Source organism: Isoptericola sp. NPDC060257, from assembly GCF_042726645.1.
In the GTDB taxonomy this organism is placed as follows: Bacteria; Actinomycetota; Actinomycetes; order Actinomycetales; family Cellulomonadaceae; genus Isoptericola; species Isoptericola nanjingensis.
The window spans coordinates 1-12697 of sequence record NZ_JBHXAW010000113.1; the positions used below are offsets into that span (position 1 = coordinate 1).

The 12697-nt window shown below is 74.7% G+C and carries 14 protein-coding genes and 1 pseudogene; 3 read left to right on the top strand and 12 right to left on the bottom strand.

The features are described from left to right. On the top strand, window positions 1-381 hold a 381-nt coding region (locus ACFWEK_RS11110; RefSeq protein ID WP_430554083.1), incomplete at its 5' end, for a glycerophosphodiester phosphodiesterase family protein. Window positions 382-393: 12 nt separating this feature from the next. On the opposite strand, the gene ACFWEK_RS11115 is transcribed toward ACFWEK_RS11110, so the two are convergent. Continuing rightward, window positions 394-1122 (bottom strand): ArsR/SmtB family transcription factor, encoded by a 729-nt coding sequence (locus tag ACFWEK_RS11115; protein ID WP_430554084.1) that lies wholly within the window; start codon window positions 1120-1122, stop codon window positions 394-396. A gap of 65 nt (window positions 1123-1187) precedes the next feature. Between ACFWEK_RS11115 and ACFWEK_RS11120 the strand changes: the two genes are divergently transcribed. Next, the gene (locus ACFWEK_RS11120; protein ID WP_430545458.1) at window positions 1188-1640 is read left to right on the top strand and encodes a hypothetical protein; all 453 of its coding nucleotides are present in this window, start codon (window positions 1188-1190) and stop codon (window positions 1638-1640) included. On the opposite strand, the gene aroB is transcribed toward ACFWEK_RS11120, so the two are convergent. From aroB to rpsD, 10 genes are all read right to left on the bottom strand, one after another. Next, a complete protein-coding gene (gene aroB, locus ACFWEK_RS11125) occupies window positions 1637-2791 on the bottom strand; it encodes a 3-dehydroquinate synthase (RefSeq protein WP_430545457.1) in 1155 nt (384 codons plus the stop codon). The two genes, ACFWEK_RS11120 and aroB, sit on opposite strands and share 4 nt — an antisense overlap. Further along, window positions 2788-3384 (bottom strand): shikimate kinase, encoded by a 597-nt coding sequence (locus ACFWEK_RS11130; protein ID WP_430554085.1) that lies wholly within the window; start codon window positions 3382-3384, stop codon window positions 2788-2790. The genes aroB and ACFWEK_RS11130 overlap by 4 nt, the downstream gene beginning before the upstream one ends. Next, the gene (aroC, locus tag ACFWEK_RS11135; protein WP_430545455.1) at window positions 3381-4598 is read right to left on the bottom strand and encodes a chorismate synthase; all 1218 of its coding nucleotides are present in this window, start codon (window positions 4596-4598) and stop codon (window positions 3381-3383) included. Before aroC ends, ACFWEK_RS11130 begins: the two co-directional genes overlap by 4 nt. Window positions 4599-4642: 44 nt before the next feature. After that, on the bottom strand, window positions 4643-5530 hold the full coding sequence (locus ACFWEK_RS11140; RefSeq protein WP_430554086.1) for a shikimate dehydrogenase: 888 nt from the start codon (window positions 5528-5530) through the stop codon (window positions 4643-4645). Window position 5531: 1 nt separating this feature from the next. Further along, a complete protein-coding gene (mltG, locus tag ACFWEK_RS11145; protein ID WP_430554087.1) occupies window positions 5532-6680 on the bottom strand; it encodes an endolytic transglycosylase MltG in 1149 nt (382 codons plus the stop codon). Window positions 6681-6747: 67 nt separating this feature from the next. Beyond that, the gene (gene ruvX / locus ACFWEK_RS11150; protein ID WP_430554088.1) at window positions 6748-7305 is read right to left on the bottom strand and encodes a Holliday junction resolvase RuvX; all 558 of its coding nucleotides are present in this window, start codon (window positions 7303-7305) and stop codon (window positions 6748-6750) included. Beyond that, on the bottom strand, window positions 7302-10013 hold the full coding sequence (gene alaS / locus ACFWEK_RS11155; protein WP_430545451.1) for an alanine--tRNA ligase: 2712 nt from the start codon (window positions 10011-10013) through the stop codon (window positions 7302-7304). Before alaS ends, ruvX begins: the two co-directional genes overlap by 4 nt. A 183-nt stretch (window positions 10014-10196) precedes the next feature. Further along, on the bottom strand, window positions 10197-10601 hold the full coding sequence (locus tag ACFWEK_RS11160) for a hypothetical protein (RefSeq protein WP_430545450.1): 405 nt from the start codon (window positions 10599-10601) through the stop codon (window positions 10197-10199). After that, window positions 10601-10984 (bottom strand): DUF948 domain-containing protein, encoded by a 384-nt coding sequence (locus ACFWEK_RS11165; RefSeq protein ID WP_430545449.1) that lies wholly within the window; start codon window positions 10982-10984, stop codon window positions 10601-10603. Before ACFWEK_RS11165 ends, ACFWEK_RS11160 begins: the two co-directional genes overlap by 1 nt. A gap of 145 nt (window positions 10985-11129) precedes the next feature. Beyond that, on the bottom strand, window positions 11130-11756 hold the full coding sequence (rpsD, locus tag ACFWEK_RS11170; protein WP_429729429.1) for a 30S ribosomal protein S4: 627 nt from the start codon (window positions 11754-11756) through the stop codon (window positions 11130-11132). A gap of 302 nt (window positions 11757-12058) precedes the next feature. Here rpsD and ACFWEK_RS11175 point away from each other — a divergent pair, with 302 nt between their 5' ends. Then, window positions 12059-12502, top strand: a complete 444-nt coding sequence (locus ACFWEK_RS11175; protein ID WP_430545448.1) for a globin domain-containing protein — start codon at window positions 12059-12061, stop codon at window positions 12500-12502. Between the two features lie 26 nt (window positions 12503-12528). Here ACFWEK_RS11175 and ACFWEK_RS11180 read toward each other — a convergent pair. Then, window positions 12529-12697, bottom strand: a pseudogene (locus ACFWEK_RS11180) (replication-associated recombination protein A); the annotation flags it as partial.

Here is a 12697-nt window from a genome sequence, read left to right on the forward strand (position 1 = left end):
GACCGGGTCTGCGTCACGTCGTTCGACGTCGGGCGCCGCCGCGCGACCCTCGCCCGCCTGACCCGCCCGGTCGCGACGTCGGCCGGGCGCCGCGAGGTGGCGGGCTTCCTCGCCGGCGCCCGTCTGCGGGTGGACGCCCTCGTCCGCCGGGCGCTGCGCGACGTGGACGCCCTGCAGGTCCCCGTCTCCGAGGGTCGCGTGCCCGTGGTCGACGCGCGGACCGTCGCCGCCGCCCACCGCGCCGGGCGGCAGGTGCACGTGTGGACGATCAACGCCCCCGGGGAGATGGGCCGGCTCCTCGACCTCGGCGTCGACGGCGTCGTCACCGACCGCGCCGACCTGCTGCGCGACGTGCTCGTCGCGCGCGGCCTGTGGGCCTGAGCGCCCCGCCGGTCAGGCCCGCCCCGGGCCCACGCCACCGCCGGACGGCGGCAGCAGCTCGACGCCCCACGTCGCGCGCACCACGTCCCGCCCGTCGGAGGTGAGCCGCAGCCCCCGCCCGCTCGTCCGCGCCACCCATCCGGCGTCGAGGAAGCGGGCGCCGACGGCGGCGCCGAGCGCACCGGCCAGGTGCACGCGGCGCTCGGTCCAGTCCAGGCAGGCCCGCGTCGTCGGGCGGCGGGCGGCGGCCGCGGCGTCCACGTCCACGCCGAGCCCGCGCAGCCCGTCGGCACCCGCGTCCGTGAGGGCGAGGACGTCGGCGCCGTCCAGCCACCCCCGCGCGACGCACGCCTCGGCCAGCCCCACGCCGAGCCGGCCCGCGAGGTGGTCGTAGCAGAACCGGGCCGCCGCCAGCCGGTCGGCCTCCCGGCTGCGCCGCAGCCCCGCCACGGGCACCGGGCCCGCCAGCGCGCCGAGCGCCTCCAGGGCGTCGGCCACGTCGGGTCCGGCGAGGGCGTAGTACCGGTGCCTGCCGCGGGCCCGGCCGGTCACCAGCCCGGCGGCGACGAGCACCGCCAGGTGCTCCGACGCGGCAGGGGCACCCACGCCCGCCGCCCGCGCCAGCTCGCCGGCGGGGCGTGCCGTGCCGTCCATGAGGAGCCCGACCATCGCCGACCGCGCCGGCGCGGACAGCGCCCGCCCGACGTCGGTGAAGTCCCGGTCCCGCCCGTCACCACCCATGACCCCGACGATACGGTGACGACGCTTCGGCGGACGCCGAGACGTCCCGGGTCTACGGTCGGCGCATGACCGCCTCTGCCGCCCCCGACCCGCAGGACCTCGAGGTCCGCCTGCCCGGCACGCCCGGCGCCCTGGCCGACCTGGGCGAGACGCTCGGGCGCGCCGGCGTCAGCCTGGAGGGCGGCGGCGTGACCAGCCTCGACGGCGGCCGCGTCGCCCACTTCCTCGTCGACGACGGACCCCGCGCGGTCGCCGCGCTGGCGGCGGCGGGTCTCGGCCCCGCGGTCGCCCGCGACGTCGTCACGACCCGCCTCGCCCAGGACGTCCCCGGGCAGATGGGCGCGTTCGCGCGCCGCCTCGCGGAGGCGGGCGTCGTCGTGGAGCACCTGTACAGCGACCACGACGGCAACCTCGTGCTGCTCGTCGCGGACGACGACGTCCCGGCGTGCCGGGACGTCGTGCGCGGGTGGGACGCCGAGCGCGAGTCCGCGCGCCCGGCCGGCGGGAGCGCGGGCTAGAGCCCGAGCTGGACCGTCACGCCGGGCCGGCCCGCCGGCGGCTCCTTCGAGATCTCCGCGTAGGCGGCGGCGAGCAGCGTCGGGTCCGGACCCTCGAGGCGCGTCGGCTTCGCCACGTCGTCCAGCACGACGAAGCGCAGCAGGCTGCCGCGCGTCTTCTTGTCGCGCTGCATGGCCGCGAGGAGCTTGTCCCAGCGGTCGCCGCGATAGGTGGTGGGCAGGCCCAGCGACTCGAGGATCGCCCGGTGCCGGTCCACGACGGCGTCGTCGAGCTTGCCCCCGAGGCGGGCGAGCTCGGCCGCGAAGACCATCCCGACCGCGACCGCGGCGCCGTGCCGCAGCTGGTAGCGCTCGGTGAGCTCGATCGCGTGCCCCAGGGTGTGCCCGTAGTTGAGGATCTCCCGCAGCCCCTGCTCCGTGAGGTCCTCGCCCACCACGCGGGCCTTGACGCGCACCGACCTCTCGATGAGCTCGGTCAGCACGGCCCAGGTCTCGGGCGAGGCGTCCGAGCCCTTCCACTCCCGGAGCTCGTCGGCGTGCTCCTCGACGAGCTCGAGGATGCGCGGGTCGGCGATGAAGCCCGTCTTGACGACCTCCGCCATGCCGGCGACGAGGTCCCAGCGGTCGAGGGTCTCCAGGGCCGCCAGGTCGCACAGCACCCCGGCGGGCGGGTGGAAGGCGCCCACGAGGTTCTTGCCCTCGGCCGTGTTGATGCCCGTCTTGCCGCCCACGGCGGCGTCGACCATCGCGAGCAGCGTGGTCGGCACGTGCACGACCTTGATCCCTCGCAGCCACGTGGCCGCGACGAACCCGGCCAGGTCGGTCGTCGCGCCGCCGCCGACGGAGACGATCGCGTCCGACCGAGTGAAGTCGGCCTGGCCCAGCACCTGCCAGCAGAACGCCGCCACCTGGGCGGTCTTCTGCTCCTCGGCGTCCGGGAGCTCGACGGCGAACGCCTCGTAGCCCTGCGCCACGAGGTCCTCGCGGACGGCCTCGCCGGTGGCCTGCAGCGACGCGGGATGCATGACCAGCACCCGCCGCACCCCGTCCCCGAGCAGGCCCGGCAGCTCGCCGAGCAGGTGTCGTCCGACGACGACGTCGTAGGACGGGGCTTCGTTCGTGCTGCCCTGCACGGTCACGCGGACCGTCATGACTGGACCTCCTGTGCCGATGTGCCCGCGGCCGCGTCGTGCTGCGCCGCGCCTTGCTGTGCCGAGCTGCCCCTCACCGCGACGTGCACCTGGGCGGCGACCTCGTGCGGGGGCCGCTCGTCGGAGACCACGTGCACCGTGGCGAGGCGCTCGTAGGTGGGCCGACGCGCCTGCATCAGCTCGACCCACCGCGCCCGCGGGTTGCCCACCAGCAGCGGACGGGACTGGTTGAAGCCGACTCGGGGCGCGGCGTGCGCGAGGGAGACGTCCAGGAAGACGACGGTGCCGCCACCCGCGACGTAGCCCTCGAGCGCCCGCTGGGTGTGCTCGTCCATGATCGCGCCGCCGCCGAGCGCGAGGACGCCGGGGTGGCAGGCCAGGGCCGTGGTGACGGCCTCCCGCTCGAGCTCGCGGAACCGCGGCTCGCCGTCCTCCACGAAGATGTCGGCGACCGGCTTGCCCGCGGTGTCCTCGACGTCGGCGTCCGTGTCCCGGAACGCGACGCCGAGCCGCTGCGCGAGCAGGCGGCCGACCGTCGTCTTGCCGCTGCCGGGCGGGCCGATGAGCACCGCCCGCGGCACACCCGCGCTCATCGCAGCAGCTCGGGGATCGAGCCGAGGTAGGCCTCGGCGTTGCGCCGCACCTCGGCCACCGAGTCCCCGCCGAACTTCTCCACGACGGCCTGCGCCAGCTCGAGCGCCACCATCGCCTCCGCGACGACGGCGGCGGGCGGCACCGCGCACACGTCCGAACGCTGGTGGTGGGCGGTGACGGCCTCGCCCGTCGCGACGTCGACCGTCGCCAGGGCGCGCGGCACGGTGGAGATCGGCTTCATCGCGGCCCGCACGCGCAGCACCTCGCCATTCGACATGCCGCCCTCGATGCCGCCGGCCCGGTTGGAGCGGCGGTGGATGTGGCCGTCGTCCCCGCGCTCGATCTCGTCGTGCGCGGCCGAGCCGCGGCGGCGGGCGGTGCGGAAGCCGTCGCCGACCTCGACGCCCTTGATCGCCTGGATGCCCATGAGCGCGCCCGCCAGCCGGGCGTCGAGGCGCCGGTCGCCCTGCACGTAGCTGCCGAGGCCGGTCGGCACGTCGTAGGCGAGCACCTCGACGACGCCGCCGAGGGTGTCGCCGTCCTTGCGGCACTCGTCGATCTCCGCGACCATCGCCGCGCTCGTCGTGGCGTCGAAGCAGCGCACCGGGTCGGCGTCGAGGGCGGCGACGTCGTCGGGCGCGGGCAGGTCGGCGCCCTCGGGCACCTCGACCGGGCCGATCGCCACGACGTGCGACACCAGGCGGACGCCGACCGCCTGCTCGAGGAACTTCGCGGCGACCAGGCCGAGCGCGACGCGCGTCGCGGTCTCGCGGGCCGACGCCCGCTCGAGCACCGGTCGCGCGTCGTCGAACCCGTACTTGCGCATCCCGACGAGGTCGGCGTGGCCCGGGCGGGGCCTCGTGAGCGGACGGTTGCGCGCGATCTCGCGCTCGTCACCGGTGCCGGCGTCGACGAGCAGCGCCTCGCGGTCGACGGGGTCAGGCGACATGACGTCGGTCCACTTGGGCCACTCGGTGTTGCCGATCTCGAACGCGAGCGGGCCACCCTGCGTGACGCCGTGGCGCAGGCCGCCGAGGACGCGCACCGCGTCCTGCTCGAACTTCATGCGGGCTCCGCGGCCGTAGCCGAGCCGCCGGCGCGCGAGCGCGGCCTGGATGTCCGCGGTCACCACCTCGACGCCGGCGGGCAGGCCCTCCAGCACCCCCACGAGTGACGGACCGTGCGACTCCCCCGACGTCATCCAGCGCAGCATGCCTGCGATTCTTCCACGCTCGCGCCGCCGGTCCGTCCGGTTGGTCAGCGGGCGGACGCCGGCGCCGCCAGGGCCCGGCCGAGCGCGTCGTCCATGGCCGCGACCGGGGCCGTGCGCCCGGTCATGAGGCGCACCTGCTCCACCGCCTGGTGCAGCAGCATCCGCTCGCCCCCGACGACGATGCCGCCCGCGTCCGACCAGGCGATCGACAGCGCGGTGGGGCGCGGGTCGTAGACGACGTCGAGCAGGACGCCGGCGGGCGTGCCGCCGTGGGCGGCGAGCGCGGCCGCGACCGGGTCGGCGGCGTAGGCCGGCATGGTCGAGACCACGACGTCGGCGTCCCGCAGCGCGCCGAGCGACGCCGTCGGGTCGAGCACCTCGAAGCGCGGGCTCACGCCCATGCGCGCCGCCGCCTCCTGCAGCCCGGCCGTGCGGCCGAGGGAGCGGACGAGGACGCGCGGCGTCGTGCAGCCGAGCTCGCCCAGCGCGGCGAGCGTGGACGCGGCGGTGGCGCCGCCCCCCAGGACGACGGCGCTCGCCGCTCCCGTGCCGGGACCGCGGCCCTGGGCGCCGAAGCCCTCGCGCAGCGCGGTGACCAGGCCGTAGACGTCGGTGTTGGTGCCCGTGAGGGTCACGCCGCACTGCGCCGGGCCGACCAGCACCGTGTTGACGGCGCCCACAGCCACGGCGAGCGGGTCGACGTGGTCCACCAGGTCCATGACCGCGTGCTTGAGGGGCATCGTGACGCTCAGGCCGGCCCAGCCGAGGTCCAGGCCGCGGACGAGCGCCGGCAGGTCCTCGACGGCCGTGTCGATCGCCGAGTACTCCCAGCCCTCGAGGCCGAGGGCGTCGTACGCGGCGGTGTGCAGGATGGGCGAGAGGGAGTGCGCGACGGGGTGGCCCAGCACCGCCGCTCGTCGGGTGACGGTCATGTCAGCCGGCGTTCTCCGAGGCCCACTTCTGGTACTCGGCGCGGTACTCGAGGAACTCCTGGTAGTTGTCCGTGAACTTGGTCTCGCCGGTGTCCAGGTTCACTGTCACGTACCAGTTCCAGTCGCCCTCGGGCGGGTCGAGGACGGCCTCGACCGACGCCTGCCCGGGGTTGGCGATCGGCGTGGGTGGGAGCCCGGTGTTCTTGCGGGAGTTGTACGGGTCGCTCGCGTCCGCGAACTCCGACTTCGTGATCTCGTCCGCCGGCTTGCCGAGCCCGTAGGAGTTGATGGCGTCCAGGTACAGCGCCTCGTCGCGGTCCAGGCGGTTCTCGATCACGCGCGCGACCTCGCCCCGGTACCCGTCCGGCGCCTCCTTCTCGACCAGCGACGCCTTGTTCAGGACGTCCTGCCAGTCGGACTTCTCGACCCCGAGCGACTCCAGCTCCTTCTTCGTCTGGTTCACCATCGCAGCGAGCAGCGTCGCCGCGTCGTCGCCCGGCTGCACGGTGTACGTCTTCGGGAACAGCCAGCCCTCGGCGTTGCCCTCCGCCTGCTTCGGCAGGCCGAAGGACTCCGGGTCGTCCAGCGCCTTCTCGAGCTGCTTCGGCGTGATGTCCGTGACCGAGCCGACCTTGTCGACGACCTGCTCGACCGTGTACCCCTCGGGGATGGTGACGTTGGTCTGCAGCTTCTCGTTCTTCACCAGCGCGGCGACGGCGTCCGAGGCCTTCATCTCGGCCTGCAGCTGGTACGTGCCCGGCTGGATCCCGGCGGCGGCCGGGTTCTGGCTGAACGCGTCGCTGAACGCGCCCACGCTGGCGACGACGCCGGCCTCCTGGAGCACGGTGCCCATCTGGCCGCCCGACGCGCCCTCGGGGATGACGACCTCGACCGGGTCGCCCCCCGGGCCCGGGTAGTCCTCGTTCTGCGAGCCGATGAACGGCAGGTCCCCGACGAGCGAGTCCATGCGGTCCCAGAGCAGGTAGGCCCCGGCGCCCACGAACCCGAGGACCACCACCAGGACCACCGCGGTGCGCTGCCTGCGGCGGCGCTTGCGCTTGGCGGCGGCCCTCCGGCTGGCGGCCGAGCGGCGCCGCGATGGTGCCGCCGGCGCGTCCTGGAGGGCGGGGTGCTCGAAGAGGTCCGTCACGCCGGGTTCTTCCTTCTGACAGGGCCTGGGGTGGGCACGGTGGGTCGGGTGCTGCTGTCCGGGCTGGTCAGGCGCCCGGTCGCTGCCGCTCGACGAGCTCGCCGGCGCGCTCCCCCGCCGACCGCTCCACGTCGAGTGCAGATTGCAGAATGATAACGGCTGCGGCCTGGTCGACGACAGACCGGTGGGTCTTGGTGCGTCGCCCCGCCGAGCGCAGCTGCGCGTGCGCCGTCACGGTCGTCATCCGCTCGTCCACCAGACGCACCTCGACGGGCGCCACGGCGGCCGCCAGCCGGGTGGCGAAGTCGCGCGCGTCCGCGGTGGCCGCACCCTCCGCCCCGGACAGGTGCCGCGGCAGCCCGACGTACACGACCGCGGCGAACCGCTCCTCGGCCTCCGCCGCGATGCGCGCGACGTCGGGCGTCACCGCGGGCGACCCGTCGGCGCTCGCGGGCACGTCCAGGACGCGCGGCACGGTCTCGACCGGCGTCGCGACGAGGCCGTCGGGGTCGCTGCCCGCGAGCCCGATGCGCGCCTTGCCGACGTCGACCCCGAGCCGCGCGCCCCGCGGCAGCCCGCGGGGCGCGTCCGGCTCCGGCGAGCCCGGGCCGTACGGTCCCGTCACGCGCCCGCCTGGGCCGCGCGCACGCCCTCGGCCACGCCGGCCAGCGCGGCCGGCAGCGCCGACGCGTCGGTGCCGCCGCCCTGGGCCAGGTCCGGCTTGCCGCCGCCCCCGCCGCCCAGCGCCTTCGCGGCCACCTTGACGAAGTCGCCGGCCCGCAGGCCCGCGTCGCGCGCCCCGGCGTTCGTGCCGACGACCACCAGGGGACGTCCGCCCGCGACGCCGCCGACGGCGACGAGGACGGCCTCCGCGTCGCCCAGGCGCCCGCGCACGTCGAGCACGAGGGCGCGCAGGTCGTCGGCCGAGGCCACCTCGCCGGCGTCGTGCGCCACCACCCGCACGTCACCGACGCGCTCCGCCTGCGCGGCGAGCGTGCCCGCCGCGGCGAGGATGCGGTCCTGGCGCAGGCCCGCCAGCTCCTTCTCGGTGTCCTTGAGGCGCGTGAGCAGCGAGCCCACGCGATCGGCCAGCTCGTCCGGGCGCGCGCCCAGCAGGCCGGTGAGCTGGCCCACCAGGGCGTGCTCCTTGGCCTGGAAGCCGTACGCGCCGTCGCCCACGAGGGCGTCCACGCGGCGCACGCCGGAGCCGATCGAGGCCTCGCCGAGCAGCGCGACGCGGCCCACCTCCCCGGTGGCCTTGACGTGCGTGCCCCCGCACAGCTCGCGCGACCAGTCGCCGCCGATCGAGACGACGCGCACGGTGTCGCCGTACTTCTCGCCGAACAGCGCCATGGCGCCGAGCTCGCGGGCGCGGGCGATCGGCATCGTCGCGTCCGTCACCTCGAGGTTCTCGGTGAGGCGCGCGTTGACCCGCTCCTCGATCTCGCCGAGGGCGTCCGCCGCCACCGGCGTCGGCGACCGGAAGTCGAAGCGCACGCGGCTCGGGGCGTTCTCCGACCCGGCCTGGGTGCGGTCCGGCCCGACCATCTCGTGCAGCGCCTTGTGGATCATGTGCGTGGCCGAGTGGGCGCGGCTGATCGCGACGCGACGGGCGACGTCGATCGTCGCCGTGCCGGGGTCGCCCAGGGCCACCGTGCCCTCGACCAGGCGGCCGCGGTGCACGGACAGGCCCTTGACCGGGCGCTGCACGTCGTCGACCTCGATGGTCGCGCCGCCGTCGAGCACGATCGTGCCCTGGTCGGCGAGTTGGCCGCCGGCCTCCGCGTAGAACGGTGTGCGGTCGAGGACGACCTCGACGTCGGCGGGCGCGGTCGCCGCGGGGGCGGGCACGCCGTCGACCAGCAGGCCCGCGACGGTCACCGCGGACTCGGTGTCCGTGTACCCGAGGAACTCGACCGGCGCGGAGAGCTCCTTGTTCAGGGTCTCGTAGGAGCGCAGGTCGGCGTGGCCCGTCTTCTTCGCGAGCGCGTCGGCGCGGGCGCGCTGCTTCTGCTCCGCCATGAGGTCGCGGAACGCCTTCTCGTCCACCTGCACGCCCTGCTCGGCCGCCATCTCGAGCGTGAGGTCGATCGGGAAGCCGTACGTGTCGTGGAGCTGGAACGCCTCGGCGCCGCCGAGCACCGGGGTGCCGCCGTCCGCTCCGTCCGAGGCCCGCGACTTCGCACGACCCACGGCCGTGTCCAGGATCGTCGTGCCCTGCGCGAGAGTGCGGCGGAAGGCGTCCTCCTCCGCGTACGCGACGTCGCTGATGCGGGCGAAGTCGGCCTCCACCTCCGGGTAGGACGCCTTCATCGCGTCCTTGGACACGGGCAGCAGCGAGGGGAGCGCGACCTCGTCGACGCCGAGGAGGCGCACGGCGCGCACCGCGCGACGGACGAGGCGGCGCAGCACGTAGCCGCGACCCTCGTTCGACGGGCGCACGCCGTCCCCGATCACCATGAGCGACGAGCGGACGTGGTCCGCGATCACACGCATCCGCACGTCGTCCTCCGGGTCGGCACCGTAGCGCTTGCCCGTCAGCTCCTCGACGCGCGCGATGACGGGGTACACCTCGTCGATCTCGTAGAGGTTCTCCTTGCCCTGCAGCAGGTAGGCGATGCGCTCCAGGCCCGCGCCGGTGTCGATGCTCTTGTGCTCGAGCTCGCCCAGCAGCGGGTAGTTCTTGCCCTGGCCCTCGCCGCGCACGAACTGGTCGAAGACGAGGTTCCAGATCTCCAGGTAGCGGTCGCCGCCCGGGTCGACCGTGCCGCCCACGGCGTCGGGGCCGTACGCGGGGCCACGGTCGTAGTGCCACTCGGCGCAGGGGCCCGCCGGGCCGGGCTGGCCCGTGTCCCAGAAGTTCTCCTCGCGGGGCAGGCGCACCACGTGCTTCGGGTCGAGCCCGACGCCCTTCGTGAGCGCGTCGAAGGCCTCGGCGTCCTCCTCCCAGATGGTCACCCAGAGACGGTCGCCGTCGAGGCCGTACCCGCCCTGGCCCTGGTCGGTCGTGAGGAGCTCCCACGCGAAGTCGATCGCCTCGCGCTTGAAGTAGTCCCCGAACGAGAAGTTGCCGTTCATCTGGAAGAACGTGCCGTGCCGCGTGGTGCGGCCCACGTTCTCGATGTCGTTGGTGCGGATGCACTTCTGCACGCTCGCGACCCGCGGCCACGGCGCAGGCTCCGTACCGAGGATGTACGGGATGAAGGGCACCATGCCCGCGATCGTGAACAGGATCGACGGGTCCGGCGAGACCAGGGGTGCGCTGGGCACGATCGCGTGGTCCTTCGACTCGAAGTAGTCGAGCCAACGCTTGCGGATCTCGGCGGTGCGCATGGTGTCCTTCAATGATGTCGAGGCTGATGACGAGCCTGACGTCGAGGCCGATGTCGAGGCTGACGTCAGACCGGTACGGCTGATGACGGGCGTGACGAGCGGGTGGCCGCCCGCCGGGGGCGGCCGCCCCCTATTCTCGCGCCCGCCGGGGGATGGTCGGAACGGGATTTCGCGGAGCGGGTGTCAGAACGAGTAACCGAGGTCCGCCTCGTCGGCGGCGATCTCGGCCTCTGCGTCAGGCACCGGGTCGCGCCGTCCGTCGGGCGCCGACGCCGCGTGCCGGGCCCGTCCGGGCCCTCCGCGCAGGTCGGCGGCGCGCAGCCCGCTCGCGCGGACGTCGTCCGGGTCGGGCTGCCCCTCGGCGAGCAGCGCAGCGGTGAGCTCGGCCTCCCGGGCGGTGCGCGCCTGGGAGAACTCCCGCCGGAACGTGGCGACGAAGGTCTCCGCCCGGCGTCCGGCGTCCTGCGCCGCACGCTCCGCGCGGTCGACCACCGCCTCGGGCGCGTACTGCGCCACGATCTTGCGGCCCCGCTGGACGACGACGACCGTCACCACGACGCCCACGCCGACCCAGAACAGCCGGCGCATCAGCGGCCGGCCTTCGCGTCGTCGCCGCGGCTCGAGCGCGAGGCCCGGGCGAACGCCTGGCGCACGCCGTAGGAGAACGCCGCGACCTTGACCAGCGGGCGGCCGAGCGTCGAGGCGTACAGGCCGGCGAGCGCCGACACGTTCTCGCTGACCTGGGCAGCCGAGGTCGTGATCGTGTCCACCTTGACCAGCTGGTCGTTGGTGGAGGCCACCGTGGTGGCGGCCTCGTCGAGGATCGGCACCGAGTGCTCCGTGACCTCGCGGATGGAGCGCGTCGCCTCGTCGAGCACGCGGCCCAGCTTCACGAGCGGGATCGCGAGCAGGCCCACGAGCAGCACGAACGCGACGGCCGCGATGAGCCCGGCCACGTCACCCATCGACATCAGATCTCTCCTCGCACAGGCGTCAGACGGTCGGTCGTCACCCTATCCCGGGTGACCGGCCACGAACGGCGGACGCCCCGCCCCCCGCGAGGCGGGTGACGGGGCGTCCGAGGTGCTGCGGGCTCGTCCGCGGCGATGCGCAGGATCAGCGCGCGTAGAACTCGACCACGAGCTGCACCTCGCAGGTCACGGGGACCTCGGCGCGCTTCGGCTTGCGGGTCAGCGTGGCCGACAGCTTCTCGAGGTTCACGTCGAGGTAGCCCGGCACGGCCGGCAGCACGTCGCGGTGCGCGCCGGCGGCGGCGACCTGGAACGGCGTGGTGGTCTGCGACTTCGGCTTGACCTGGATGGTCTGGCCCGGCTTCACGCGGAACGACGGACGGTCGACGATCTTGCCGTCCACCAGGATGTGACGGTGCGTCACGGCCTGGCGGGCCTGCAGGATGGTGCGGCCGAAGCCGGCACGCAGCACGAGCGCGTCGAGACGCGTCTCGAGGTCCTCGACCATGACCTCACCGGTCAGGCCCGGGTGCTTGCGAGCGTTCTCGTAGACCTTGAGGAGCTGCTTCTCGCGCAGCGCGTACTGGGCGCGCAGACGCTGCTTCTCGCGGAGGCGGACCGCGTAGTCCGACTCGGTGCGGCGGCGGGCGCGGCCGTGCTCACCCGGGGGGTACGGGCGCTTCTCGAAGTGGCGGACGGCCTTCGGGGTCAGCGCGAGGCCGAGCTTGCGGCTCAGGCGGACCTGGCGGCGCGACTTGGTGACAGCGGTCACTGGTTGCTTCCTGTCCTGTGGTGATGGATGAGGTCACACCCGACGTCCGCCCCGTGAGGGGAGGTCTCGGGTGCGGGACCAGCCGATGGAGCTCCTGCGCGGGGCGGGTGCTCACGGGGCCGAGGTCCCAGGCGGTCGCCGGAAACGGCAACCGCAGCATCTTACCGCATCCCGCGGGGCGCCCCGGCCCCGCGGGCCCCACCACTGCCTCCTCCGGCGAGGTCTTGTCGCCGGCGTCGCCCGGGCGGTTGACTGTGCACCGCCGGCACGGCGCCGGTCGATCGCCCGAAGGAGTCGCCCCGATGCCCTCCCCCGTCACGCTCTCGCCCCGCTCCGCCGAGGTGGTCCGCTCCACCCTGCCGGTGGTCGAGGAATCGATCGACGACATCACCACGATCTTCTACCGGACCCTCCTGGACGAGCACCCCGGCCTGCTCGGGTCGATGTTCTCCCCCGAGCGCATCGCCGACGGCAGCCAGCAGCGCGCGCTCGCGGCCGCGATCACCTCGTGCGCGGCGATGCTCGTCGCCGACGAGGACGCCGACCCCCGCGACGTGCTCGCCCCCGTCGCCCGGCGGCACCGCGCGGTCGGCGTGGAGCCGGCCCAGTACGAGGTGGTCCACCAGCACCTGTTCGCCGCCATCGTCGCGGTGCTGGGGGACGCGGTGACGCCGGAGGTGGCGGCCGCCTGGGACGAGGTCTATCGGACGATGGCGGGCACCCTCGTCGAGCTCGAGGCCGCCTGACGCACGGTCGCCGCCGGTGGCGCGTGTCAGGCGTCGTCCAGGATCTGCCGGATCCGCGCCACCCGGTCGGTGACCTGCTTCTCGAACCCTCGGTCGCTCGGGTCGTAGTACCGCCGACCGGAGAGCTCGTCGGGCAGGTACTGCTGCGCCGCGATCGCGTGGGGCGCGTCGTGCGCGTACCGGTACCCCTTGCCG

Excerpts from the sequence above, each read along its gene's own strand:
- aroB (WP_430545457.1), bottom strand. The coding sequence starts at position 2,791 with ATGACGGTCCGCGTGACCGTGCAGGGCAGCACGAACGAAGCCCCGTCC.
- ACFWEK_RS11175 (WP_430545448.1), top strand. The coding sequence starts at position 12,059 with ATGCCCTCCCCCGTCACGCTCTCGCCCCGCTCCGCCGAGGTGGTCCGC.
- alaS (WP_430545451.1), bottom strand. The coding sequence starts at position 10,013 with ATGCGCACCGCCGAGATCCGCAAGCGTTGGCTCGACTACTTCGAGTCG.
- ACFWEK_RS11120 (WP_430545458.1), top strand. The coding sequence starts at position 1,188 with ATGACCGCCTCTGCCGCCCCCGACCCGCAGGACCTCGAGGTCCGCCTG.
- ACFWEK_RS11160 (WP_430545450.1), bottom strand. The coding sequence starts at position 10,601 with ATGCGCCGGCTGTTCTGGGTCGGCGTGGGCGTCGTGGTGACGGTCGTC.
- ACFWEK_RS11165 (WP_430545449.1), bottom strand. The coding sequence starts at position 10,984 with ATGTCGATGGGTGACGTGGCCGGGCTCATCGCGGCCGTCGCGTTCGTG.
- ACFWEK_RS11115 (WP_430554084.1), bottom strand. The coding sequence starts at position 1,122 with ATGGGTGGTGACGGGCGGGACCGGGACTTCACCGACGTCGGGCGGGCG.
- ACFWEK_RS11130 (WP_430554085.1), bottom strand. The coding sequence starts at position 3,384 with ATGAGCGCGGGTGTGCCGCGGGCGGTGCTCATCGGCCCGCCCGGCAGC.
- ACFWEK_RS11140 (WP_430554086.1), bottom strand. The coding sequence starts at position 5,530 with ATGACCGTCACCCGACGAGCGGCGGTGCTGGGCCACCCCGTCGCGCAC.
- aroC (WP_430545455.1), bottom strand. The coding sequence starts at position 4,598 with ATGCTGCGCTGGATGACGTCGGGGGAGTCGCACGGTCCGTCACTCGTG.